The sequence below is a fragment of the Streptomyces sp. NPDC041068 genome (assembly GCF_040647455.1).
In the GTDB taxonomy this organism is placed as follows: Bacteria; Actinomycetota; Actinomycetes; order Streptomycetales; family Streptomycetaceae; genus Streptomyces.
In genome coordinates, this window is the sequence record NZ_JBEZCG010000001.1 from 606,500 (window position 1) to 631,392 (window position 24,893).

The window sequence follows — 24,893 nt, forward strand, 5'->3', positions numbered from 1 at the left end:
GGGCCGGCACCGGGCGGCTGCCGGCGAAGGAGACCTGGCGCGCCCTTTACCAGCACTTCCGCCCGCACCGCGCCGCCGTCGCCCTGGGCGCCGTACTGACACTGATCGGCTCGGCGGCCGGGCTCGCCCAGCCGCTGGCGGCCGGGGCACTCGTGGACCGGCTCGGCGGCGACGACTCGATCGCCGGCATCCTGCTGCTCCTGACGGGACTCGTGATCCTCGGCACCGCGATCGAGGCCTTCGGCGCGTACGTCCTGGAGCGCACCGCCGAGTCCGTGGTGCTCGCGGCCCGGCGCACTCTGATCGGACGGCTGCTGCGGCTGCGCCTGCCCGAGGTGGAGCGGACCCAGCCGGGTGACCTGATGTCCCGCATCACCTCGGACACGACGCTCCTGCGGGCTGTGACCACCCAGTCCGTGGTGTCCGCGGCCTCCGGCGGGCTCACCTTCATCGCGACGATCATCCTGATGGGGCTGATGGACGCGGTGCTCCTTGGCGTCACGCTCGGCGTGATCGTGCTCATCGGCGGGGCGGTGGCCCTGCTGATGCCGAAGATCGAGCAGGCGACGCAGCGTTCGCAGGAAGCGGTGGGCACGATGTCCACCGCGCTGGAACGGGTGTTCGGCGCCTTCCGCACGGTCAAGGCCTCCGGCGCCGAGCAGCGGGAGGCCGCCGCGGTGGAGGCCGCCGCGCGGGAGGCGTGGCGGCAGGGTGTGCGCTCGGCGAAGTGGCAGTCGATGGCGGGGAGTTCGGTCGGGCTCGCCGTACAGGTGTCGTTCCTCGCCGTGCTCGGCATCGGCGGCGCGAGGGTCGCATCCGGCGCGATATCGATCTCGACGCTGGTGACGTATCTGCTCTTCCTCTTCTACCTGATCGACCCGGTGGGGCGCCTGGTCGAAGCGGCGACGCAGTACCAGCAGGGCTCGGCGGCGATCGCGCGGATCGTGCAGGCGGAACGCCTGGAGACGGAACAGACGGACCAGTCCGTGCCGGACGGCGGCGTGGCACCGGCCCCGGCGTCGGCACCGGTGCCGACGCCCGCCGCGCCCGCAGCCATGTCGGTGACCTTCGACGACGTGACCTTCCGCTACCGCGACGACCACCCGTGCGTCCACCACGGCGTGAGCTTCGACGTGCCGGGCGCGGGCATGACGGCGTTCGTCGGCCCGTCCGGCGCGGGCAAGACGACCGTGTTCGGCCTGATCGAGCGGTTCTACGAGGCGACGGGCGGCCGGGTCCTGGTCGACGGCAAGGACGTCCAGGAGTGGCCGCTCGCCGAACTGCGGGCCTCCATCGGGTACGTGGAGCAGGACGCGCCCGTCCTCGCGGGCACCCTGCGCGAGAACCTCCTCTTCGCGGCGCCGGACGCCACCGACGCCGACGTCCACGAAGTCCTCGTACGCGCCCGGCTCGACGGCATGGTCGAGCGGTTGCCCGACGGCCTCGACACGGTGGTCGGCCACCGGGGTTCCAAACTGTCCGGGGGCGAGCGGCAGCGGGTGGCGATCGCCCGCGCGCTGCTCAGAAAGCCCCGCCTGCTGCTGCTCGACGAGGCGACGTCGCAGCTGGACGCGGTCAACGAAATGGCCCTGCGGGACGTGGTGGCCGAGGTGTCCCGCGAGGTGACGGTCCTGGTGGTGGCCCACCGCCTGTCGACGGTGACGCTGGCGGACCGGATCGTGGTGATGGACGCGGGCAGGGTGCGCGCGGTGGGCACGCACACGGAGTTGGTGGAGGAGGACCCGCTGTACGGAGAGCTGGCGGCGACCCAGTTCCTGGCGACGTCGGGGTGACGTCGTGACGTCGTGACGGGCAGAGGGAAATCCCGCGGGGCCACGAGCGCGGCCCCGCGGCAACGAGAGCAAGCGGCAGCGACAGCGACAGCGAAGGACGACATGACCGCCACAGAGCCGAGCACCGAGGACACGACGGACAGAGGGGCCGCCGCTGAAGGGGCGGCGAACGGCGCGAGCGGCAGCGGCCTGCCCTCCGTGCTCAGCAGCCCCTGGTTCGTACCCAGCATCCTGCAGTCCGTGAACTACCGTGACGGCATGACGCATCCGAGCCCGAGCCCCGTCCACGAACGCTATGCCGCCCGAATCGTCGACCAGACCGCCCAGTTGACCGCCACGGTCAAGGGTGCGGATGCCTCGGCCCCCGTGCCGGGGTGCCCCGGCTGGACCCTTGCCCACCTGCTGCGCCACGTCGGCGGAACGCACCGCTGGGCCGAGACGATCGTACGGACGCAGGCCACCGAACCCGTGCCCGACGAGCAGGTCAACGACGTCACGCCGGAGGCGGACGACGACATCGACTCGCTGTCCGCCTGGCTGACCGACGGCGCCGCCCGGTTCGCGGAGACGCTGCGGTCGACGGACCCGGACGTCCGGGTGTGGACCGTGGCGCCGGGCGGCAACCCGGCCTTCTGGGCGCGCCGCATGACGTACGAGACCGTCGTCCACCGCTTCGACGCGACCGCCGCGGTCGGCGCGACGTACACCCTCGACGCGGACGTCGCGATCGACGGCCTCGACGAGTGGATCTGGCTCAGCACCCTGCCGCAGGCCTTCCCGTCCGAGGCCGAGTACGCCGCGCTGCTCGGCCCCGGCCGCTCGATCCACTTCCACGCCACGGACGCCCCGGAGGGTACGGGCGAGTGGCTGATCGACCTCTCCGAGGCCCCCAGCACCTGGAGCCACGCCCACAAGAAGGCGACGGCGGCGGTCCGCGGACCGCTCGCGGATCTGCTGCTCCTCCTCTACCGGCGCCGCACCCCGACCCCGGCCGACGGCATCGAAGTCCTGGGCGACGAGGCCCTGTTCACCGACTGGATCCAAGGTGCGGGCGCCTGGCTGCGGAGGTGAGGACGGCCCGCCGACCCACCGCTGCGTACGGCGAACCGGGAACTGCGCTTGAAGTGGCGCCGAGGGTCGGACTTGCTCATGGACTTACTCCCCCAAGGGCCTGTTCGGACAGGAAGGCGGAGAAAGCGCGTAGAGCAGGTAGAGCAGGTAGAGGTAGAGCATGGAAAGCCGGGGCATCTGCCGAAGAAGTCGATCGATGGTCGATCACGAAAAGACCAGGCCTATGTGGCGGGTATGGCGCAATACCTGAATCAAGAAATCCGCCTTAACTCCTTTTAGGGAATTGTTAGTTGCGTCCTATGTAACCAAGAAATGGTGAGTTGCGGCATGCGCAATTCACGAAGGGGAGGGTCTTCAAGGCAGCCCCCCTGTGGGGGTGGGGTTTTCCGCACCTCATGTCAGGGGGGCTCCGTCATGGTCGGGTGCAGCTCTCCCGTGGGTGAATCGATCTTGTGACGGGCACACCCGTCGATCCTCTTCGAGCGATGTGAGGCACCCACCATGACGCAGCCGAGAGACTCCCTGCGCAAAGCCGCCCTGGGTTCGCTGACGGCCGTCGCCGTCACGGCGACACTGGCCATGCCGTTGTCGACCGCATCGGCCGCCGATGCCGGTCGCGGAGCAACCGGCCGCAGCGGGACGGATTTCCAACGGAGCTTGGACGACATCGTCAAAGAGGGAGTGGTCGGCGCCGAGGCCACCTTGGTGAACGGACGCGCACGCACCTCCTTGCGCAGCGGCACCGCCGAACTCGGCACCGACCGGCCGATGCCGCGCCAGGGCTACTTCCGCATGGGCAGCAACACCAAGACCTTCGTGTCGACCGTGATGCTGCAACTGGTCGGCGAGGGCCGCATACGCCTCGACGACAAGGTCGACCGGTGGCTGCCGGGCGTGGTCGAGGGCAACGGCAACGACGGAAAGCGCATCACCGTACGGCAGTTGCTGCAGCACACCAGCGGCCTGCCCGACTACGACGGGAGCCTGCCCGTCTTCGACGAGGAGAGCTTCCAGAAGCACCGCCTCGACGCCTACGAGCCGCGCGAACTGGTTGACCTGGCCCTGCGTAACCGCCCCCTCTTCGAGCCCGGCAAGGGGTGGGGCTACTCCAACACCGGCTACATCCTCGCCGGGATGATCATCGAAAAGGTGACGGGCCGTCACTGGAGCGACGAGGTCCGCGCCCGGATCATCGAACCCCTCGGCCTCAGGCACACGTTCTCCTCGGGCAGGCGCACCGGCCTTCCTCAGCCGTACGCCCAGAGTTATCAGCAGTTCAAGCCCGGTGGCCGGATCGTCGACAGCACCGAGGTGAGCATGACCTGGGGCGGCGCGGCGGGCGATCTCGTCACCACCCCGAACGACCTCGCGCGGTTCTGGCAGAGCCTGCTCGGCGGCAAACTGCTCGCGCCGAAGCTGCTGGCGCAGATGCAGAAGACGGTGCCGGCCCGCGAAGAGGGCGACACGGAGACCAAGGAGGAGTACGGGCTCGGCATCTTCCGTACGAAGCTCAGCTGCGGAGGCGGCTATTGGGGCCACGGCGGGACCACCCTGGGCCATCTGAACGCCAACGGCTTCGTCGACAAGGGCAAGAAGGGCGTCATCGTGATGCGCTCGACCAACCTGGCCCAGGAGGACCGGGACAAGCGCACCGAGCAACTCGTCGACGACGCCCTGTGCCGGAAGAAGTGAGCGGGCGGGTCCGCTGAGGCGCTCCGCTCAGCCCGCGAGGTCGTTCGCCGCCGACTCGATGAGGTCGGTCACCTCGCCCGGCCGGGAGGCCAGAGAGGCGTGACCCGCGTCGAGCTCGATCGTCTTGCGGGGGTTGATGCGCTGTGCCATGCGGCGCTCGTTGTCCGGGTGGATCATGCGGTCCTGGGTGGAGACCTGGTACCAGGACGGCTTGGTCCGCCAGGCCGGCGCGGTCACGCTGTCGCCGAAGGTCGAGCCCAGCGGTGCCTTCTGCGTGACGGCCATGACCAGCGCTTCGTCCGCGGGCAGGTCCTGACAGAAGCTCTCGTGGAACTTGTCCTGCTCGACCCAGAGGTAGCCGTCGGAGTCCGGCGCGATGTTCTCGAACGCGGCGGGCGGGGTCTCCTGGCTGAGCTGCCCCGGGCTCTCGCCCGCGTCCGGGGCGAACGCGGCGACGTAGACGAGACCGGCGACGTTCGGCAGATCGCCGGCCTCGGTGATCACCGCGCCGCCGTAGGAGTGGCCGACCAGCAGTACGGGGCCATCGACCTGCGCGACCATTTTGCGGGTGCGCTCGGCGTCGTCGGCCAGGGACGTCAGGGGGTTCTCCACCGCGTGCAGATCGGTGAAACCGCGCCTGTGCAGTTCGACGACGACCTTCGACCAGTGGGCGGCTCCGCCCCAGAAACCGTGCACCAGAACAACTGCGGGCTTGCCGACCATGGTGACCTGCCATTTCGTTCGAGGGGGACCCCCTCGCGAACACGGTATGCGGGTGCCGCCCCGGACGCGACCGGGACTGTGATCAGCCCACGACCTCGGGTGCGAAGTAGTCCCGGAGCCGAGCGATCTTCCCGTCCCGGACGCGGAAGATCTGCACCAGCGAGACGGTCACGTCCTCGCTCTTCCCGTTCTCGCCCTGCTTCCCGTCCGCGCCCTCCGCTCCGTCGAAGACCGTGTCGATCTCGGCGATGAACACGTCGGGGTCGGCGGTGGTGTGCAGCACGTACCCGGACTTCTGGAGGTTGGGCTTGCGGTCGTCGTCCTTCGCCTGCCGCTCGTAGTACGCCGCCATGGCGGCGCGGATCTCCTCGCGCCCCACCAGCCTCCTGGGGAAGACGGCGCCGTCCGGCACGAGCGGCGCCTCGAAGACGCCGTCCTCGGTGAACTGCTCGGCCAGGGCGTCGGCGTTCCGGGTCAGGGAACCCGCGTAGATGTAGCTCTGGAAGATCTCCTGCGGCGTTCTGGACATGCCAGTCCCCCCTGGATACGGACGCGGACACGGAAGTCCATGTCAGCACAGAGTGGTTGGTGGGCGTGCGATTTCCGTGAACGGCCACCTCGGCATCGGGGTTCGTAGCGCGCTACGGAGCCGCCCGCCGATCTTGGGTGAACAGTACGAACACGCCGCCTCCGCTCTCCCATAGCGTCGATGCCATGTCGCTCGGGAGGAGTCGAAGGTGACCGAAGATCTGCACAGCCGTGCCGCGATGCTCGCCGACCTGGAGGAACTCGTGGTGTGCGAGTCCTTCTCGGCGGACCTGGAGGCGGTGGCGCGCAGCGCTGACGTCGTGGCCGCGCAGGGGACCCGGCACCTCGGGGCCCCGCCCGAACGCATCGTCGTCGACGGCGTCACGCATCTGCGATGGACGTTCGGCACACCACGGGTGCTCCTCCTCGGGCACCACGACACGGTGTGGCCCATGGGGTCGCTGGCCACTCATCCGTGGTCGGTGCGGGACGGCGTGGCGCGCGGCCCGGGTGTCTTCGACATGAAGGCCGGTCTCGTGCAGATGTTCCACGCCCTGGCTTCGCTGCCCTCCCTGGAGGGGATCCGCGTCCTGGTGACCGGCGACGAGGAGGTCGGCTCCGAGACGTCGCGGGCCCTCATCGAGGAGTCCGCGCGGCAGTGCGATGCCACCTTCGTCCTTGAGGCGTCGGCGGACGGCGGCGCGCTGAAGACCGCCCGAAAGGGCACCTCCGCCTACGAGCTGGTAGTGCACGGCAAGGCGGCCCACTCCGGCCTCGAGCCGGAGAAGGGGATCAACGCCGCCGTCGAGGCGGCGCATCTGATCCTCGCCCTGGAGGGTCTTGCCGACGAGGTCGACTCCGGCGCCCGGCACGACTGGCGCACCACCGTGGTCCCCACGGTGGTCGGTGCCGGTTCGGCGACCAACACGGTGCCCGCCGAGGCCAGGGTCAGCGTCGACGTCCGCGTGCCGACTCTCGCGGCACAGGATCACGTGGACACGGCGATGCGGGCGTTGAAGACGACGGTGCCCGGAGCGAGCCTGGAGGTGCGCGGCGGTCCCAACCGGCCGCCCTTGGAAGAGAGTTCGTCCGCCGAGCTGTTCGAGCGGGCTCGCGTCCTGGGTCGACAGCTGGGCCTGGAGGCCCTCTCTTCGGCGGCGGTCGGCGGGGCCTCCGACGGCAACATCACGGCAGGGCTCGGCTGCCCGACCCTGGACGGCCTCGGCGCGGTCGGCGGCGGAGCCCACGCGGACCACGAACATGTGATCGTCGCGGAGATGGTCCCCCGTGCTCGGCTCCTCGCGGCCCTGGTGGCTCTGGTCGTCGCTCCGGCGAAGGAGGACGCCTCATGAGTACCCGCCCCACCCACGCCGCCCTCGACGTCCGCGAGGTGCACGAGCTGCGCGAACTGGAGGGCGTCAACGCCCTGTTCGAGCGCATCTGGGGCTCCGCGCCCGGCGCCTCCCCGATGGGCGTCGAGCAGATGCGGGCGCTCTCCCACGCCGGCAACTATGTCGCGGGGGCCTTCGCGGACGGCAGCCTGGTCGGCGCGTCCGTCGCCTTCTTCGCGGCTCCCGCGGGACACGCGCTGCACTCGCACGTCACCGGGGCCCTGCCCGGCTTCGGCGCGGGCCTCGCCCTCAAGTGGCATCAGCGCGACTGGGCCCTGGCCCGCGGCCTTTCCACGGTCACGTGGACCTACGACCCGCTGGTGCGGCGCAACGCCCACTTCAACCTGACCAAGCTCGGCGGACGCCCGGTGGAGTACCTCACCAGCTTCTACGGAGCCATGGACGACGAGATCAACGGTGGCGACGACAGCGACCGTGCCCTGATCTCGTGGGAGCTGTCCCATCCGGCGGTGGTGGCCGCCGCGGCCTCGGCCGCCCCGCCCGTGTCCGTACCGTCCGACGCCGTGACCGCCCTGTCCGTACGGGACGGTCTCCCGATTGTCCTCCCGGCCGCCGGCCGCAGTGACGCCCGGACGCTGCTGGTCGACGTCCCGCCCGACATCGAGGGGTTGCGTCGCGCCGACCCGGGGGCCGCCAAGGCGTGGCGCCTCGCCCTGCGCGAGGTCCTCGGCGGTCTTCTCGCCGAGGGGGCCCGCGTCACGGGGTTCCACGACCGCGCCCGCTATGTCGTCACGCGCGACACCTCCGAGTGACCCTGCCCTGCCCGGATGGCCCCCGCCTTCTCTCGTTCTCCCCTCTCCCGTTCCCACTTCTCCCCTTCGTCCCTTCTCCCTTCTCCCTTCTCCAGGAGTCAACCACCGTGAAAATCACCGGAATCGAGCTGCGCCGGATCGCGATGCCGCTGCGGGCGCCGTTCAGGACCTCCTTCGGCGTCGAGACCGCCCGCGACGTCCTGCTCGTACGCGTGGTCACGCCCGAGAGCGAGGGGTGGGGCGAGTGCGTGGCCATGTCCGAACCCCGCTACTGCTCCGAGTACGTCGACGGGGCGGCCGACGTGCTGCGCCGCTTCCTCATCCCCGCGCTGCCCGCCGACGCGGACGCGCACGGGGTCAAGCGCGCCATGAAGCCGTTCAAGGGCCACAAGATGGCCAAGGCGGCGCTGGAGACCGCCGTCCTCGACGCCCAACTCCGCTCCGCGGAGCAGTCCTTCGGGGCGTACCTCGGGGCCGAACGCGAGCGGGTGGCCTGCGGGGTCTCGGTCGGCATCATGGACTCGATCCCCGAACTCCTCGACACGGTCGGCGGGTTCATCGACGAGGGGTACGTCCGCATCAAGCTCAAGATCGAGCCGGGCTGGGACGTCGCCCCGGTCCGCGCCGTGCGGGAGCGGTTCGGTGACGACCTGCTCCTCCAGATCGACGCCAACGCCGCCTACACCCTGGCCGACGCCCGGCAGCTGGCCAAGCTCGATGCCTTCGACCTGCTCCTGATCGAGCAGCCGCTGGCCGACGACGACCTCGTCCAGCACGCCGCGCTCGCCAAGCAACTGCGTACGCCCGTCTGTCTGGACGAGTCGATCGAGTCCGCCGAGGACGCCGCCGCGGCCATCACGCTGGGCGCCGCGTCGGTCATCAACATCAAGCCGGGCCGGGTGGGCGGCTATCTGGAGGCCAAGGCCATCCACGACCTGTGCGTGGCCCACGGCGTCCCGGTGTGGTGCGGCGGCATGCTGGAGACCGGCCTCGGCCGCGCCGCGAACGTCGCCCTTGCCGCGCTGCCCGGCTTCACCCTGCCCGGCGACACCTCCGGTTCGCGCCGCTACTTCGCCACGGACGTCACCGAGCCGTTCGAGCTCGCGGACGGCCACCTCGACGTGCCCACCGGGGCGGGGCTCGGTGTCGAGCCGCTCGCCGAGGTGCTGGAAGAGGTGACCACGGCCAAGGAGTGGATCAAGGTGTAGCGTCGCCCATCAGGCTCAGTTGGAGCATGAGCGCGAAGCGGACCGAGGGGTCCTGCAGGTCGATCTGCCCCACCTCGCTCACCCGGCGAAGGCGGTAGCGGAAGGTGTTCGGGTGGACGTAGGAGTTCGCCGACGCGGTCATGACGTCGCCGAAGGCGTCCAGCCACGCGTGCAGTGTCCGCACCAGATGGGCCTGGTGCTTCGCGTCGTACTCCACCAACCGGGCCACGGGGCTGAGGAGTTCGTCGCCGTGCACGGCCACCAGGTCCTGCATCTCCAGGAGCAGCGCGTCGATGTAGACGTCGCCGATCGACGCGATCCGGCGGCCGGTCCGGCCGCTGAGCAGGACTCGCAGGGCCCGGTCGGACCGGGCGCGTGAGCGTCCGAGCTCCGCGGGTTCGGCCGCCACCGAGCCGATGCCGATGACCGCTCGGGCCCGCTGCCCGGCACGTTCCATGAAGTTGGCCGCGATCTGCTCCGCCCGCTCGCGCCCGGCCGCGGTGTCCGCCGGTACCGGCACGATGGCGTAGGTGACGTCGCCGAGGAGCGCGAGCGCGGAGCGGGGCTGCACCGCGTCGAGGTGGATGCCCAACGCGCTGGTCAGCCGCTGCCGTTCGGCCACCACCTGCGCGTGGTCCCCGTCCTGCGCGGTCAGACCCATGGCCATCACCACCGTGGACTCGTGCACGAGCCCCAGCCGGTCCAGGGCCTCGGCCGCCCCCGCCCCGCCCTCCAGTACGGTGCTCACGAGGTCGGCCCGCAGCCGGTTCTGCGCGTCCTCGCCCGCGCGGTGCCGCAGCAGGTGCAGGGCGACGAGCTTGGCCGCGTCCTGGAACGCCTGCTCGCGGTCGGGCGTCAGCGGATCCTTCACCGCGGCCCACACCGACCCCAGGAACTCGTCCCCGGCGCGCACCGCGACGGCCACCCTCGGCAGGGCCGTCTCGCCCTCGTCGATCGTGGCCGGGGCGATGTGCACGGGGCGGTCGCTGCGGTACAGCTCGCCGAAGACGCCCCGGCCCTCCAGGACGCGGAGATATCCGTCGGGCACCTGGCGCGCGAGCACGGTGGCGACACGCGCCTGGTCCGCCTCGTCCTGCCGTCCGGAGAACGCCATGATCCGGTGCCGCCGGTCCTCGATCGTGATCGGCGCGTCGAGCAGCGTCGCGACGGCGTTGGCCAGCGCGAACAGATCGCCGGACGGGACGCCGCCCAGCGACTCGGGGCCCGCGTCGCCGACGCCGCCCTCGGTGAGCAACGTCCGCAGGAGCGCCGTCAGTTGGGACCAGGATGCGCCTTGTGTCAGGGCGATGAGAGCCACGCCGGAGGCCGCCGACGCCTCGGCGAGCACCTCGTCCGGCGCGACGGGACCCCGCACCACCAGGGCGGCGGCACCCTGCTCGCGCAGACCGTGCAGCAGGTCGGCGATCGCCTTCGTGCCGTAGACGGCGACGCCGAGCACGACGGCATGCGGCGGGTACGCGATGTCGTCCCCGGGGTCATGGATGACGACGCCGCCGACCTCGTCCGCGGGCTCCGGGCTGCCGTGCACGAGGTCGAGCAGCGTGGGGCCCAGGTCATCGAGGATGCGGCCGAGACTCGTGCGGGCTGCCCATGGCATGTCGTTGATCACCGGCTCGGCTGGGACGCGAGGACCCCGGCACGCCCGGCCTCCACGGCCGCGAGGAGCGCGCCCCGGAGCCCGGGGGAGTCCGTGACGGTGCCGAGCTCGATGCGGACGGGGACGAAGGCCGCGCCCGCCACCGTCGCGCGGATCGGCTCCAGGAGTTCCGGCAGGCCGCCCAACGGGCCGCCCAGAAGGACCAGTTCGGGGTCGACGACCGTGCAGGCCGCGGCCAGGGCCTGCCCCAGCGCGTTGGACAGGGAGTCCACGGCCGCGCGGGCCGCCGTGTCGCCGGACGCGGCGCGGGCGAGGTGCTCGGTGACGACGCCGACGTCCAGCGCCGGGCTGCCGGGGCGGCCGAAGCCTTGGCGGGCCAGGGCGTTGGAGAGGGAGAGCGGGGGGTTGGTGCCCGCCGTGTTGAGGTAGCCGATCTCGCCCGCGAGGCCGTGCGCGCCGCGGATCAGCTGGTCGCCGACGTAGAGGCTGAGACCGAGCCCCGCGCCGATGTAGGCGTACAGGAAGCTGTGCGTGTCCGCCGCGGCCCCCGCGCGCCGCTCGGCGAGGGCGGCGAAGTTGACGTCGTTGTCCACCAGGCAGGGAGCCGGGGCGAGTTCGGCGAGGACGGTGCGCGGGTCGAGGGTGTTCTCGGGGAACGGCGAGTCCGGCAGCGCGATGACCGTGCGGGTCTGCGGGGCCACCGGGTTCGCCACGGACACGGCGAGGGCACGCAGCGCGCCGTCGTCCGCGCGGTCCCGGAGCGCCTGCGCGACCGCCGTGCGCAGCGCGTCGGCGAGCGCTTCGGTGCCCTCGGCCGTCGGTGTGGTCAGGCGCGCGGTGCCGTGCGGGTTACCGGCGAGGTCCGCGGAGAGGGTGCGGACGCCGTGCTGGTTGACCTCGACGGCCAGGACGTGGCCCGCGTCGGGCGCGAGCGTGTAGTACGTCGCGACCCGGCCGCGGCGGCCTGTCTCGTTGCTGCCGCTCGCGCGCAGGACGCCCGAGGACTCCAGGCGGCGCACCGACTCGGAGATCGTCGGCTTGGAGATGCCGGTGGTCTCGGCGAGCGCCGCGCGGGTGACGCGGCCCTGGTCGAAGACCTGCTCGAGGACGGTGCGGTCGGTCATCTCGCGGAGCAGCGCGAGGCGCGGCAGGGGCTTGTCGCCGGGGCGGGCGGCGGCTTCGGCGGCGTCGGTCAACAGGGTTCCCAGGGGGTTGCGGCGAGGGCTTCGGCAGCGTATCAATGGTTCTAGTAAGGACTCCTTATTAAAAACTGGAGGCAGGCACATGGCATCCACGACCGAGGCAGGGGCGACGTCTGCGGCGACGCACGGGGCGGAGTCCGCGGGGACTTCGGACTCGCAGTCCGTGGCGGGGATCCCAGGGACGGTCTCCCCGGGGACTTCGGGTTCGGAGTCCCCGGGGAAGCCGGGGGTGGCGTCCGCGGCGACCCCCGGTCGCAGGTCCGTGGAAACCCCCGGTCCCAGGTCCGCCGCGATGCCCGGCACGCCAGCGCCCGCGTTCGCGCCAGCGTCCGCGTCCATGCCCGCGCCCGCGCCCGCCAAGGCGACCTCCCCGATACCCGCCGACATCCCGGCCGCCATCGCCGCCACCAAGCGCGCGCTGCGCGCCAGGATCGGTGATCCGGCCGCGGCCCTCACCGAGGTCGAGGCCGCGATGCGCGCCGAGGTCGCCTCCGTCGTCGCCGACCGCGAGGCGGGCCGGGAGGTCTTCCCTGTGGTGCGGTTCGAGGACGTCGCGGCAGGCACCGTCCCCGCCGAGACCGTCGAGGCCGTGCGCCGCCGGGGCTGCGCCGTAGTCAAGGGCACCTTTCCGCGCGCCCGCGCCGAGGCCTGGGACGCCGAACTCGCCGCGTACCTGGACGACAACGGCTTCGCGCGGACCTATCGAGGCCCCGCCGACGACGTCTTCGCCGGCCTCTCCTCCAGCAAGCCGCAGATCTACCCCGTCTACTGGTCAAAGCCGCAGATGCGGGCCCGCCAGGACCGGAACATGAGCGCCGTGCGCTCCTTCCTCAACTCCTTCTGGAAGCACGAGTCCGAGGGCCGGGTGTGGTTCGACCCGGACCGCGACACCGGCTACCCCGACCGCATCCGGCGCCGCGAGCCCGGATCCGCCTCGCTCGGTCTGTCCGCGCACACCGACTCGGGCTCCGTCGAGCGCTGGCTGCTCCCTGCCTACCAGCGGGTCTTCCGCCATGTCTTCGACGGTGACTGGAGCGCGTACGACCCGTGGGACGGAGCCCACCGCACGGAGGTCGACGAGTTCCCCTCGACGGTCATGTGCTCGGCGTTCCGTACGTTCCAGGGCTGGACCGCGCTGTCCGAGATGCGGCCCACCGACGGCGTCCTGCACGTCGTGCCCATCCCCTCGGCGATGGCGTACATGCTGCTGCGCGCCCTGCAGGACGACGTCGCCGAGGACGACTTGTGTGGCGCCGTCAACGGCCAGGCGCTGCCGGTCACCGAGGAGTACCACTCGGTCCTGCTGCCCGCGCTGACGGCGATCCCCGCGGTGGAGCCCGGCGACACGGTGTGGTGGCACGGCGACCTCATCCACTCCGTGGCCGACGGCAGCAACCCCGAGCGCTGGGGGAACGTCATGTACATCCCGGCGAGCCCGTACTGCGAGAAGAACGCGGCGTACGCGCGCGAGTGCGGCGAGCGCTTCCTGGAGGGTGCGAGCCCGAGCGACTTCGCCCGCGAGGACTACGAGGCGTCGTGGGCCGACCGCGCGCAGCCGGCGGACCTGGACGCGACGGGGCGGGCGCAACTCGGCCTCTGAGCCCGGGAGCATCGTCGACTCCGAGGCTGCCGCTCCCGGGCAGCCGGTCGGACGTCACCGGCGCCGTTGTCAATCTTGCCCGCATGTCTTCCGTACTGGTGATCGGTTACGACCCCGAGGCCCTGCCCGGCAATGACGCCAAGGCCATCAACGAGGCGTTCGACAAGGAGTTGGCCCGTTTCGCCGAGCGCGGCGTCGACGTCGATTCCGCGGTGGTCGTGTTCGACGAGAAGGCGGAACCGACGCTCGTCGCGGCGCCGACCAGGCGTCCGTGGGACGTGGTGGTCGTCGGGGGAGGGATCCGCAAGGCGGAGCCGCTCCTGCAGCTCTTCGAGCGCATCCTGAACCTGACCCGCCGTCATGCGCCTCAGGCGGCCATCGCGTTCAACACGGGCGTCGGGGACACCCTGGAGTCGGCTGAGCGCTGGCTCTGAACGGGGTGACCCGAAGCCTTCATCGGGCGGCCCCGAAATCACGTTGCCGGGGCGGGCGTCCCGGCGCGATGATCGCCGAATGGCTTCGACCCCCTCCCCTCGCGACCCCCTCGCACCCGGCAGCCGCGTCGGCCCCGACGGCCGTGCCGGCATCGACGCCGCTCTGGTCAGACGCCTGCTCGCCGCGCAGTTCCCGCAGTGGAGCGAGCTGTCCGTGACGCCGGTGGAGGTCGACGGCTGGGACAACCGGACCTACCGCCTGGGCGACGACAAGACGGTCCGGCTCCCCACAGCCGCCGGATACGTCCCCGCGGTGGCCAAGGAGAACGACTGGCTGCCGCGCCTCGCGCCCTCGCTGCCCGTCGCGGTCCCGCCGGTCCTCGCGAAGGGCGAGCCGGGGGAGGGGTACCCCTATCCGTGGTCCGTGCGCGGCTGGTTGGCGGGCGAGACGGCCATGCGGGGGCACATCGACGACATGACGCAGTTCGCGGTGTCGGTGGCCGACTTCCTGCACGCGCTGCAGCGCTGCGACACGGAGGGCGGGCCGTCGGCCGGGGAGCACAGCTGGTACCGCGGGACGTCCCCCGCGTACTACGACGAAGAGACCCGCCGCTGCCTGCGCGCGCTCGACGGCCGCGTCGACACCGAGCGGGCGGCGGCCGTGTGGGACGCCGCGCTGGCCGCGGAATGGGACGGCACCCCGGTGTGGTTCCACGGCGACATCGCACCCGGCAACCTGCTGGTCGAGGGCGGCAAGCTCACGGCGGTCATCGACTTCGGCACATCGGGCGTCGGCGACCCCGCCTGCGATCTGGTAGCCGCATGGGGGATGTTCGACGGCGAGAGCCGCGAGGCGTTCCGCCGGGCGGTCGACCAGGACGAGGGCGCCTGGGCGCGCGCCCGGGGCTGGGCCCTGTGGAAGGCGCTGCTCGTCCTGTCCGAGCACATCGACACGGACGAGGAACGGGCGGAGACCAACCGGCGTGTCATCGACGCCGTCCTGGCGGACCACGACCGCTTCAGCTGAGACCGGGCCGGTCTCCCTGTCAATTGCGATCCGGCCAGTCGTCCCCGGTGAGCGTCGCCGCCAAGTAACCCTGCCCCAGGCTCACTTGCACGTCGGAACCGCGCGCGGCCGCCTCGGCGAAGGCGGCGGGAGCGAGGTCGTGCAGGAGGAACACGAAGTGCAGGGTGAAGGGGTCCCTGTCCTGGTGCGGTATCCCATCGGCGTCGAGCTGAAGGTTGGCGTGCCAGGCGGCCTGGCAGAGGACCGAGACGAACAGCCCCAGGAGTTCGGGATCGCCGCCGAGCGTGGCGTCGGCGTGCTCGATGAGGACGGCGACGTCCCGCGCGCCGACCTCGTGGCCGTGCAGGTCGTGCAGACAGTCCACGAGTGCGTCCCAGTTGTGGCCGAAGTAACCGGGAAAGGACAACGCCTGGGCGAAGGCCGCGAACAGAGCCTTCGGGTCACGTAGTTCACGGCCGTCCAGCCGGACCACCCGCCCACCCCGCTCCCGGAGGCCGGCGGACTCCGCGCGCAGCCACGGGGCGTCACGGCGGGCGAAGACGACCCAGGGGGACCGGCGCTCGGTGAGGGTGGGGCGCTTGCGCATGTCGAGGATCGTGTCATGAGCTGCCATGAGCGCAGCGCTTGGGCTCCCGGCGTGAGCGCAGTGCTTGGGCTTCCGGTGTGGGGTCCTGGCCATGAGCAGTGAGGGCGGCCATCGAGCACCCGCTCGGCGCTCTCGACGGCCAGGGCCCGACGGAGGCGAAGGCGGATCAGGCGGGCAACTCCACGCCCAGGCGCGCCAGTTCACCGAGCGACGCCACGCCCAGCTTCGGATAGGCGTTGTAGAGGTGATAGCCGACCGTGCGCGGGCTCAGGAACAGCTGGGCGCCGATGTCGCGATTGGTCAGGCCCGTCGCCGCCAGGCGCACCACCTGCAGCTCCTGCGGGGTGAGCGTGCTGAAGCGGTCGCCCGAGGGGGCTGCCGCCGGGCGGGACTCGCCGGTGGCCCGGAGTTCGGCGCGCGCCCGCTCCGCCCACGGCCCGGCTTTCAGGGCCTCGAAGGCGTCGGCCGCGCCGCGCAGCGGTGCGCGCGCCTCGGCCCGGCGGCCCGCCCTGCGCAGCCACTCGCCGTGCAGCAGCTCGGTGCGGGCCCGCTCGAAGGGACGGCCGCCGACCTGGTGCCGGAGCAGCGCGCGCTCGTACAGGTCACCGGCCTGCTCCTCGGGGGCGAGCAGCGCCCGGCAGCGCAGGACGAGCGCCTCGGCCCAGGCCTGGCCGGTGGCGTCGGCCCAGGTCTCGTAGCGGGCGAGGGCCTCGGCGGCGCGGGCCGTCGCGCCGGTGCGGGCGGCAGCCTCGACGAGGTCCGGCAGGCTGTAGAGGATCTTGACGGCGTGCCGTGACGGGCCTGTCAAAAGCTCCTCGTACCGCCGCAGCGCGGCATCGGGACGGCCGAGCCCCAGGTCCAGGAGGCTCAGCGCGCACATGCCCCACACCAAGCGAGGTGGCGAGGTGTGCGCGCCGTGGCGGCCCGCGAGCTCCTTGCAGCGCTCCTCGTCGCCCTCGACGGCCGCCAAGTGGGCGAGGATGCCCCGGAGTTGGTCGGCGTACGGCAGCTGGTCGACGTCCTCGGCCACGCGCAGCCCCTCCGACGCGGCGGCGTGGGCGTCGCGGTGACGGCCGAGGAAGGTGTGCGAACGGGCGAGCAGCATCAGGGTCAGCGGCAGCATGCCGATCGCGCCCTGCGAGCGGCATTCGCGCTCCAGCGCCGCGAGGTGCCCGTGCCCGGTCTCCAGGTCGCCCGTCGAGAACGCCCACGCGGCGATCGAGAGCCGCTCGCGCAGGTCGAGGCCCGCGTGCCGGTCGTCAAGGCCCACGATGAGGTCGCGCAGTGCGGGCAGTGCCGCCTTGGGGTCGTTCCCGGCCAGGCGCTCCAGGGGCAGAGCGGCGTCGATGAAGGGCGTGGTGTCCGCGCGGCGCGGCAGCTCCAACCCCGCGTGCCTGCCGGTCAGTTCGGACACCGCGGCGTGCTGACCGCCCAGCCAGGCGGCGGTCACCGCCTCGTACAGCATGAACGCCGCGGTGTCCGGCGCCGTCGCCGCGACCTCGGCGGCTCCCTCGCCGAGCAGGGTGTACGACGCTTCGAGCAGGCCCTGCTCGCGGGCGACGGCCGCCCGTACCTTCGCCAGCTCGGCCCGGCGTGGCGGATCGGTGATGTGCGGGGCGGCGCGCGTGGCGAGCTCGGCGGCGCGACGGGTCTCCCCGGCGGCGGCCGCGGCGTGCGCGGCCAGCGCGAGACGGCGGGCGCGGTCCCGGGAGTCGGGGCTCAGCCGCGCCGCGCGCTCGCAGGCCGCGGCCGTGTAGCCGCCACGCGCGCGTGCGTGCTCCGAGGTCTCCTCCAGGACGGCGGCGACGTACTCGTCGGGTTCCGTGGTGGCCGCCGCCAGATGCCAGGCGCGCCGGTCGACGTTCCCCACGCGCGGCAGCGCGTGCGCCAGGGCCCGGTGCGCGGCGAGGCGTTCGCCGATCGGCGCGCTCTGGTACGCGGCCGAGCGGATCAGCGGGTGCCGGAACACCAGCCGTCCATCGGCGACCCTGACCAGGTCCTTGCGCTCGGCGGGGCCCAGGTCGGCGACCGCCGCGTCCAGTTCGGACGCCGCGGACACGATCACCGCGAGGTCGTCGGTGGCCTCCGCCGCGGCGACGAGAAGCAGGGTGCGGGTGGGAGCGGGCAAGCCCGAGATGCGGTCGGTGAACGTCTGCTGCACGCGCGCGTGCCCGCTGATCGGCGTCGCGTCGTGAACTGCCCCTCCCGCTGCGCCACGGGCAGTTCACGCAGCGCCAGGGGGTTGCCCGCCGCCTCGTCGAGGATCTGTACGTGCGCATGCTGCGGCAGATCGGCTGCGTGCTCGGCCAGCAGGTCCCTGGCCGCCGCCTCGGACAGCGCGCCGACACGCAGCTCGTCGAGGCCCGGAGCGGGGAACGGCGGCGCGTAGGTGTCACGGGCGGCGAACAGCATCACCACCCCCTCGGCATCCAGCCGCCGCGCGGCGAAGAGCAGCGCCTCGGCGGACGCCTTGTCGAGCCAGTGCGCGTCGTCGACGACGCACAACAGAGGCTGCTCCTCGGCCAGATCGGCGAGGAGGGGCAGCACAGCAAGCCCGATCAGGAACCGGTCACTGCCGCCGGCTCCCCCCGGTGGGACTGGTGGAGCTGGTGGAGTCGGCGAAGCCGGTCGAGCCCGCCGGGTGAACCGTGCCCGCCGGGTGTACCGTGCCCGCCGGGCGATCCGTGCCCGCCGCGCGAACCGCGCCCGCCCCCTCCGGCAACCCCAACGCACCCCCGAGCGCCCGCGCTTGACGCTCCGGCAGGTCGGCGATGCGGTCCGCCGCTCGGCCGAGCAGTAGGTGCAGGCCCGCGAAGGGCAGTTCGCTCTCCGACTCGGTGCCGGTGGCCCGTAGTACCCGTAGGCCCTCGGCGCGCGCCCGTTCGACCGCGTGCGCGAGGAGCTCGGACTTGCCGATCCCCGCCTCGCCCCGCACGTCGAGCGCCGCGCTGCGACCCTCCCCGGCCCCCGCGAGCACCCGGTCCATGACGCCGAGTTCGTCTTCCCTCCCGTACAACCCCATGGTCATGACCCTACGTGCAGTCACATGTGGGGCCGAACAAGTGCTCGCGTCCGGGCTCGGTGCGGCCCTTGGCCGCACCCGCACGCGGGCGGCACACTTGCGCCCACTACGAAGGGAGGGCGTTCGGCCCGTGCGCAACGAAATCAGTGGTGGTGTCTTCTTCGGGCCCGTGGTCCAGGCCCGCGACGTCATGTTGAACATGCCTCGGGCGATCACCCCGGCGCTCTCCGGCCTGCCCCCGGCCTCGGCCGTCTTCACCGGGCGTGACGCGGAGGTGGACGCCCTGCTGAGAGCCCTGGCGCCCGACGCGCCGCGGCCGGTCACGACCTCGTCGGTCGTGGGCCTCGGTGGCATCGGCAAGACGGAGCTGGTCGTCCAGACCGCCACCCGCGCGCTGGGCCGGGAGGGCTGGTTCCCCGGCGGGGCGCTCTTCGTCGACATGCTCGGCTACGACTCCGGGCATCGCCTCGCTCCCGAACACGCCCTGGACGGCTTCCTGCGCGCCCTGGGTGTCGACTCCCAGGACATTCCCCCCGATCTGCAGGGCCGTGCCCGCCTCTACCGCAGCATGCTGGCCGGGCTCGCGGAGTCGGGGAGCCGGGTACTGGTCGTCGTCGACAACGCGTCCAGCGCCGACCAGGTGCTGCCGCTGCTGCCCTCCGACGGCGCCAACGCGGCCCTGCTCACCTCGCGCGACAAACTCGACCTCGGCGGCAGGCTGTTCGACCTGGACGTGGTCGACGAGGCGGCCGCGGTCGGCATGCTGGAGCAGACCCTGCGGGAGGCACGCGGCCAGGACGACACCCGCGTACGGCGGGCGCCGGACGCCGCCGCGGCCATCGCCCGCGCCTGCGGGGGACTCCCGCTGGCCCTGCGGATCACCGCGGCCCTGCTGGCGGACAACCCCGCGCGCCCGCTCTCCTCCCTGGCGGACGCCCTGACCGCCCGGCACTCGCGCCTGAAGCGGCTGCGCAGGCAGGACCGCGCCGTGAAGGCCGCCTTCGACCTGTCGTACCAGCGCCTCGACCCCGACAGCGCGCGGCTGTTCCGGCTCCTGTCGCTCAACGCGGGCCCGGACATCTCCACCGAGGCCGTGGTCCACCTCGCCGGGATCGATCCGTACGACGCCGAGGAACTGCTGGCCGACCTCGACCGCACCCACCTCATCGGAACGGGCCACGCCTACGGGCGTTGGCGCATGCACGACCTCGTGCGTCTGTATGCCCAGGAGCAGGGAACCGCTCACGCGGAGACCGACGACCGCAGGGCCGCGCAGATCCGCCTCCACAACCACTACATCTGGACCTGTGCGGCGGCCACCAGCGAACTGCCCTACGTCGTCCGCATGGTCGACTCCGATCGGTTCACGGGCCGTTCGGCCGCGCACGCGTGGTTCGAGGCCGAGCGGCTCAACCTGGTCGCCACGATCACCGCCGCACCGCCCCTCGGCCTGCGCAGCACGACACTCCGGCTCGCCCACGCCGCCCGAATGAGCCTCAGCCACGGCTTCCACCTGGACGACCTGGTCGCCGTCACCGAAGCCGCCGTCGCCGTGGCGCGGGGGGTGCGGCCCCACCTCATGATCGCCCGCGTCCTGAAGCTGCTCGGCCGGGAGCTGGAGCACCACTATCTGTGCACGGAGGCACGCGAGGTCCAGACCCTGGCCCTGGAGATGTACCGGAGCCTGGGATCCCGCAGCGGCGAAGCCGGCGTGCTGCTCCTCCTCGGCCGCACGGCGCGACGGAGCAAGCGGTTCGGCGAGGCGGCGAACGCGTATGTCGCGGGCGCCACGATCCATCACGAGCTGGGCGCCCGCGAAGGAGTGGACAGCGCACTGGAGTTGATCGATCAGCTCACCACGATCAGCAGGCACGAGCTCACGGACGAGCAGAAGCAAACCCTCGAGGTGATCCGCGCCGCCGCCGAAGGGCCGGTCAGCCCACCGTGAGGACCACCTTGCCGCGGCCGTGGCGGGTGGCCACCAGGCGGTGCGCGTCCGCCGCGCGCTCCAGCGGGAACGTCGCGCGCAGATGCACGTCAAGCGCCCCCTTCTCGTACAGCGCGGTGAGTTCGGCGAGACGGGCCGCGGAGCGGGTGCCGCCCCAGTCGGGCAGGCCGAGGCGGGTCGCCTCCTCCATGGCGACCATGGTGACGACGCGGCCGCGGTCCTTGGCCACGGCGACGGCGGCGCGCAGACCCTCCGGTCCTGCGGCGTCGAGCGCCGCGTCGACGCCGTCCGGCGCGACGGCCCGGATCCGGTCGACGAGCCCCTCGCCGTACGTCACCGGGATCGCCCCGAGCGCCCGCAGATGGTCGTGGTTCGCCTCGCTCGCCGTGCCGATGACGGTCGTCGCGCCCCAGGCCCGCGCCAACTGCACGGACAGCGTGCCGAGCGCACCGGCCGCGGCGCCGATCAGGACGGTGTCACCGGGCCCCACGCGCAGCTGGGAGAGCGCCAGATGGGCGCCCTGGCCGTTGCCCGAGAACCCGCCGGCGACCGTCCACGGCATTGCGGTGGGCTTGTGCACCAACTGCTCGGCGGGGACGGCGACGTACTGCGCGTACCCGCCGAGCAGCGAGTACCCGAGCACTTCGTCGCCCGGCGCGAAGTCGGCGACCCGCCCGCCGATACGCTCCACGACGCCCGCGAACTCGTTGCCGGGCACCACGGGGAACCCCGGCTCGGCCCCCGGCGGCACCCGGCCCTCCCGCACCCCCAGGTCGAAGGGCTGCACCCCGGCGGCCCTCACCCGCACCAGCACTTCGCCCGGCCCCGGCTCCGGGACGTCGAGCTCCATCGGCCGCAGCACCTCGGGCGGACCGTAGGCGGACAGCGCGGCGGCGATCATCTTCATGACGACTCCTTCGTACGTTGCGACAGGTGACGCCGGGCGGGGCCCCGGGGTTGAGGGGCGCCCGCGACCGTCGCCGACTCAGGGGATGAGGACGACCTTGCCGACCGTCCCGCGGCTCTGCAGGGCCCGGTGCGCGGCCGCCGCGTCCCGCAGCGGGAAGCGCGTCACCGCGGGCACCAGACGCCCGGCCGCCGCCTCCGCGATGGCCCGGTCCTGCGCACCCCGCAGCCCGCCGGGCACCGTCAGCAGGCGCGGCCCGAGCGCGACCGTCACCTGGAGCATCCGGTCGTAGAGATCCTGCGCGGACAGCTCCGTGACCGTGCCGGCGGACCAGCCGAACAGCAGCAACCGCCCGCCGAAACCGATCAGTTCGAGTGCCGCTCGGCCCGGCGCGCCGCCCACTCCGTCGAGCGCCACCGTGACCTCGCGGCCGTGCAGGGCCTCCCGCACGAGCTCGGGCCACTCCGGAACGTCGTAGTCGACCGCGACGTCCGCGCCCAGGGCCCGCACCCGCTCGACCTTGTCCGCACCCCCTGCGGCACCCACCACCGTCGCCCCGGCGTTCTTCGCGGCCTGCACCAGGAGCGTGCCGATGCCACCCGCGGCGGCCGTCACCAGCACCACGTCGTCCGCCGTGAGCTCGGCCAGGTGCAGGATCGCCAGGGCGGTGCGCCCTGTGCCGACCATCGCGACGGCGGTGTCGAAGGCCACCTCGTCCGGCAGCGGATGCAGCGCCTCGACCTCGCGTACGGCGAACTCCGCGTACCCCGCGTTGACCAGACCCAGATGCGCGGCGACACGCCGCCCGAGCCAGGACTCCTCGACGCCGTCGCCGACCGCGTCGACCACCCCCGCGACCTCGCGGCCCACTGTGATAGGCAACTCCGGTAGAGCGAAGGGGAGTTGGTCGGCCGCGCCCTCGCGCAGCGCCGTGTCGAGCAGATGGACCCCGGCGGCCCCGACGGCGATCCGCACCTGGCCGGGACCCGGCACCGGGTCGGGCGCCTCCTCGTGACGGAGGTTCTCGGCGGGCCCGAAGGTGTGCAGACGTACGGCGTGCATGGTGGTCAACTCCTGCTGAAGAAACGGAAGGTTGCGGCGGTACCGGGCTCAGGCGGCGTAGGGGCGGACGGTCTTGCCGTCGCGCAGCGTGTGGCCCCACCAGGCGAGCTGGTCGAGCATCGTCTTGGCGGCCGACGTGGGGCCCGACGGGTCGGTCAGGGCGCCGGCTTCGTCGAAGCAGTCCCACACGCCGTGGAAGCTGACGGTGTCGCGCACCGTCACCGCGTGCAGCTCGGCGAAGACCTGCCGCAGCTGTTCGACGGCGCGCAGGCCGCCGGCCATCCCGCCGTAGCTGACGAAGCCCACCGGCTTGGCGCGCCACTCGGCGTAGTGCCAGTCGATCGCGGTCTTCAGGGTGGCGGGGAAGCTGTGGTTGTACTCGGGCGTGATGACGACGAACGCGTCGGCGGCGTCGATGCGTGGGGTGATCCGGGCGACCTCTGGGCCGGGTTGCCCGGTCAGGCCGTCCGGCAGCCGCGCGTCGGCCAGGTCGATGACGTCGAGGTCCAGGTCGGCGCGTTGCGTGGCCTGTGCGGTGAACCAGGCGGCGACGGTCGGCGCGAAGCGGCCCTCCCGGGTGCTCGCCACGATGACGGCCACCTTCAGGGGTGCGTCCAGGCGTACGTCCTCACGGATCTCGGTGCCGTGCTCGTCGACGATCGTGTCCTGGGTGTTGCCCATGTCGGTCTCCTCGGCTCGGTGTTGGCTTACGACACCGACGAAGCTACGAACGCGGGCCCCGTCTCCGCCTCTGTCGCGCGACCGGGTTCGGTACCTGCGCAGGGACTAGGTCGACCGGTGGAGGACACCCCAGTCGTCCGACAGAGGCGGAGACGGACGCCCCCTCCGTACCGTCGCCCCCATGACGAACACTGCAGCAACGAACCGCTCTGAGCAGGCAGTCGACACCCCGCGCTGGGGTCCCGTCGTCGTGATGGCCCTCGCGATGCTGATGGTCACCCTGGAGATGAGCCTGTCCGCGGTCACCTTGCCGTCCATCGGCCAGGAGCTGGACGTGGGGAGCGGCGCGGCGAAGTGGGTGATCCTCGCCTACGCCCTGCCCACCGCCGCGCTCGCGATCCCCGCGGGGCGCTGGGTGGACCGCGCCGACATCCGGCTCGTCTTCCTGGGCGCGGTCACCGCCGTCGGTCTGACCAGCGTCCTCGCGGCCCTCGCGCCGAACTTCTGGGTCCTGCTGGTCGCCAGGGTCCTGCAGGGCGCCACGGGCGCGATGGTCGTCGCCATCTACATCCCGGTGGTCGCGTCGAGCGTCCCCGGGCGGTTGCGCGGCCGGGCGCTCGGATACGTCGCCACGATCATGCCGCTCGGCTCGATGGCCGGATCCTCGCTCGGCGGGTTCGTCGCCGACGCGTACGGCTGGCGGCCGGTGTTCCTCGTCAAGATCCCGGTGCTGCTGGTGGTTCTGTGGCTCGGCGCGCGGATGATGCCGCGCGGTCGCGGCGGGCTCCCGCTGCCCGACCGCACCCTGCTGGCCGACGTGCTGGTGCTCGGCGGGGCGGTCACCGCGCTGCTGCTCGCCTTCGACCGGGTCGAGAACGGCTCGGCGTACGTCGCCGGAGTCCTCGCGGTCGTCGCGGCCGGGCTCGCGGTGCTGTGGACGCGGCTGCGCTCCTCGAAGGCGATCGTGGCACTCGTCAGACGACCCACGTTCGGACTGCCGCTGCTCTCCCTGCAGTTGACGGGCACGTTCATCGGGCTCTCGCTCTTCCTGCTGCCGTTCTTCGTCGCGGACGTGCTGCACGCGGGGGCCGAGATGATGGGCCTCGCCATGATGTTCTTCGTGGGCGGCGTCGCCGTCGGCTCGCCGCTCAGCGGTCGGCTGACGGACCGTCACCCGCCGCACCGCATCGCCGCGCTCGGCGGTGCCCTCACCCTGACGGGTCTGCTCTCCACCCTGACCCTGGACGGGCAGGCGGGCCTCGTGGACTTGGCCTGGCGGCTCGCGCTCATCGGCTTCGGGCAGGGCGTGTTCGGTGCCCCCAACAACACGGCGATGCTGGCCGCCACCCCGACGGACATGATCGGCACGGGCGGCGGCGTGGGGGCGACGGTGCGCACCCTGGCGTTCACGGTCGGCCCCGCGGTGGCGTCGCTCGCGTACGGCCTCGGCGGGGGAGGGGCCAAGGGCTTCCGCACCGGCGTGGTGGTCCTCGCGGTGCTGCAGGTCGGCGGGCTCCTCGCGATGCTCGGCGGGCGCGTGATGGCACGGGGCACGAAGGAGCCGATCGCGGAGAAGCCGCAGGTCCCGGCGGCGGAGCGGCCGGCGCGGGTCTGAGGCCGGACAGTG

The 24,893-nt window shown here is 72.5% G+C and carries 22 protein-coding genes; 11 read left to right on the forward strand and 11 right to left on the reverse strand.

The genetic code is table 11. The features are described from left to right. The first annotated feature begins 17 nt into the window (after positions 1-17). The 3 genes from AB0B50_RS02440 (at position 18) to AB0B50_RS02450 (ending at position 4,556) form a co-directional block, all read left to right on the forward strand. Complete coding sequence (locus tag AB0B50_RS02440) at positions 18-1,793, forward strand: ABC transporter ATP-binding protein (protein ID WP_362325050.1); 1,776 nt, start codon at positions 18-20, stop codon at positions 1,791-1,793. Positions 1,794-1,895: 102 nt separating this feature from the next. Continuing rightward, positions 1,896-2,864 (forward strand): maleylpyruvate isomerase family mycothiol-dependent enzyme, encoded by a 969-nt coding sequence (locus AB0B50_RS02445; protein WP_362324239.1) that lies wholly within the window; start codon positions 1,896-1,898, stop codon positions 2,862-2,864. A 501-nt stretch (positions 2,865-3,365) separates the two neighbouring features. Continuing rightward, complete coding sequence (locus tag AB0B50_RS02450; RefSeq protein ID WP_362324242.1) at positions 3,366-4,556, forward strand: serine hydrolase domain-containing protein; 1,191 nt, start codon at positions 3,366-3,368, stop codon at positions 4,554-4,556. Between the two features lie 27 nt (positions 4,557-4,583). Here AB0B50_RS02450 and AB0B50_RS02455 read toward each other — a convergent pair whose 3' ends face one another. Both AB0B50_RS02455 and AB0B50_RS02460 read right to left on the reverse strand, forming a co-directional pair. Beyond that, on the reverse strand, positions 4,584-5,279 hold the full coding sequence (locus tag AB0B50_RS02455; protein ID WP_362324245.1) for an alpha/beta hydrolase: 696 nt from the start codon (positions 5,277-5,279) through the stop codon (positions 4,584-4,586). Between the two features lie 82 nt (positions 5,280-5,361). Continuing rightward, entirely contained in the window at positions 5,362-5,808 is a 447-nt protein-coding gene (locus AB0B50_RS02460; protein WP_362324248.1) for a nuclear transport factor 2 family protein, read from the reverse strand. A gap of 238 nt (positions 5,809-6,046) precedes the next feature. Here AB0B50_RS02460 and AB0B50_RS02465 point away from each other — a divergent pair, with 238 nt between their 5' ends. The 3 genes from AB0B50_RS02465 (at position 6,047) to menC (ending at position 9,179) form a co-directional block, all read left to right on the forward strand. After that, complete coding sequence (locus tag AB0B50_RS02465; RefSeq protein WP_362325053.1) at positions 6,047-7,159, forward strand: M20 family metallopeptidase; 1,113 nt, start codon at positions 6,047-6,049, stop codon at positions 7,157-7,159. Then, positions 7,156-7,971: a GNAT family N-acetyltransferase gene (locus tag AB0B50_RS02470; protein WP_362324251.1), complete on the forward strand. Its 816-nt coding sequence runs from the start codon at positions 7,156-7,158 to the stop codon at positions 7,969-7,971. Before AB0B50_RS02465 ends, AB0B50_RS02470 begins: the two co-directional genes overlap by 4 nt. A gap of 107 nt (positions 7,972-8,078) precedes the next feature. Next, complete coding sequence (menC, locus tag AB0B50_RS02475) at positions 8,079-9,179, forward strand: o-succinylbenzoate synthase (RefSeq protein WP_362324254.1); 1,101 nt, start codon at positions 8,079-8,081, stop codon at positions 9,177-9,179. On the opposite strand, the gene AB0B50_RS02480 is transcribed toward menC, so the two are convergent. Together AB0B50_RS02480 and AB0B50_RS02485 are read right to left on the reverse strand one after the other, a co-directional pair. Further along, positions 9,169-10,797 (reverse strand): helix-turn-helix domain-containing protein, encoded by a 1,629-nt coding sequence (locus AB0B50_RS02480; RefSeq protein ID WP_362324257.1) that lies wholly within the window; start codon positions 10,795-10,797, stop codon positions 9,169-9,171. The two genes, menC and AB0B50_RS02480, sit on opposite strands and share 11 nt — an antisense overlap. A gap of 8 nt (positions 10,798-10,805) precedes the next feature. After that, on the reverse strand, positions 10,806-11,993 hold the full coding sequence (locus AB0B50_RS02485) for an ROK family transcriptional regulator (RefSeq protein WP_362324260.1): 1,188 nt from the start codon (positions 11,991-11,993) through the stop codon (positions 10,806-10,808). Positions 11,994-12,336: 343 nt separating this feature from the next. On the opposite strand from AB0B50_RS02485, the gene AB0B50_RS02490 reads away from it, so the two are divergent. The 3 genes from AB0B50_RS02490 (at position 12,337) to AB0B50_RS02500 (ending at position 15,060) form a co-directional block, all read left to right on the forward strand. Continuing rightward, a complete protein-coding gene (locus tag AB0B50_RS02490; protein WP_362324262.1) occupies positions 12,337-13,599 on the forward strand; it encodes a YbiU family protein in 1,263 nt (420 codons plus the stop codon). 83 nt (positions 13,600-13,682) lie between these two features. After that, complete coding sequence (locus tag AB0B50_RS02495) at positions 13,683-14,033, forward strand: hypothetical protein (protein WP_362324265.1); 351 nt, start codon at positions 13,683-13,685, stop codon at positions 14,031-14,033. Between the two features lie 79 nt (positions 14,034-14,112). Then, a complete protein-coding gene (locus AB0B50_RS02500) occupies positions 14,113-15,060 on the forward strand; it encodes an aminoglycoside phosphotransferase family protein (protein WP_362324268.1) in 948 nt (315 codons plus the stop codon). Positions 15,061-15,079: 19 nt separating this feature from the next. Here the strand turns inward: AB0B50_RS02500 and AB0B50_RS02505 are convergent, their stop codons facing one another. The 4 genes from AB0B50_RS02505 to AB0B50_RS02520 form a co-directional block, all read right to left on the reverse strand. Next, the gene (locus AB0B50_RS02505) at positions 15,080-15,673 is read right to left on the reverse strand and encodes a barstar family protein (RefSeq protein WP_362324271.1); all 594 of its coding nucleotides are present in this window, start codon (positions 15,671-15,673) and stop codon (positions 15,080-15,082) included. 139 nt (positions 15,674-15,812) lie between these two features. Further along, positions 15,813-17,774, reverse strand: a complete 1,962-nt coding sequence (locus AB0B50_RS02510) for a LuxR family transcriptional regulator (protein ID WP_362324274.1) — start codon at positions 17,772-17,774, stop codon at positions 15,813-15,815. After that, entirely contained in the window at positions 17,708-18,193 is a 486-nt protein-coding gene (locus AB0B50_RS02515) for a hypothetical protein (protein WP_362324277.1), read from the reverse strand. Before AB0B50_RS02515 ends, AB0B50_RS02510 begins: the two co-directional genes overlap by 67 nt. A 22-nt stretch (positions 18,194-18,215) precedes the next feature. Beyond that, a complete protein-coding gene (locus tag AB0B50_RS02520) occupies positions 18,216-18,668 on the reverse strand; it encodes an ATP-binding protein (protein ID WP_362324280.1) in 453 nt (150 codons plus the stop codon). Between the two features lie 130 nt (positions 18,669-18,798). Between AB0B50_RS02520 and AB0B50_RS02525 the strand changes: the two genes are divergently transcribed. Continuing rightward, the gene (locus AB0B50_RS02525) at positions 18,799-20,616 is read left to right on the forward strand and encodes an ATP-binding protein (protein WP_362324283.1); all 1,818 of its coding nucleotides are present in this window, start codon (positions 18,799-18,801) and stop codon (positions 20,614-20,616) included. On the opposite strand, the gene AB0B50_RS02530 is transcribed toward AB0B50_RS02525, so the two are convergent. The 3 genes from AB0B50_RS02530 to AB0B50_RS02540 form a co-directional block, all read right to left on the reverse strand. Further along, entirely contained in the window at positions 20,603-21,523 is a 921-nt protein-coding gene (locus AB0B50_RS02530; RefSeq protein WP_362324286.1) for an NADP-dependent oxidoreductase, read from the reverse strand. The genes AB0B50_RS02525 and AB0B50_RS02530 overlap by 14 nt on opposite strands. Positions 21,524-21,601: 78 nt before the next feature. Then, the gene (locus tag AB0B50_RS02535) at positions 21,602-22,585 is read right to left on the reverse strand and encodes a zinc-binding dehydrogenase (protein ID WP_362324289.1); all 984 of its coding nucleotides are present in this window, start codon (positions 22,583-22,585) and stop codon (positions 21,602-21,604) included. Between the two features lie 48 nt (positions 22,586-22,633). Then, a complete protein-coding gene (locus tag AB0B50_RS02540; RefSeq protein WP_362324292.1) occupies positions 22,634-23,266 on the reverse strand; it encodes an NAD(P)H-dependent oxidoreductase in 633 nt (210 codons plus the stop codon). A gap of 181 nt (positions 23,267-23,447) precedes the next feature. Between AB0B50_RS02540 and AB0B50_RS02545 the strand changes: the two genes are divergently transcribed. After that, positions 23,448-24,881: an MFS transporter gene (locus AB0B50_RS02545; protein ID WP_362324295.1), complete on the forward strand. Its 1,434-nt coding sequence runs from the start codon at positions 23,448-23,450 to the stop codon at positions 24,879-24,881. The last annotated feature ends 12 nt before the right edge of the window (positions 24,882-24,893 follow it).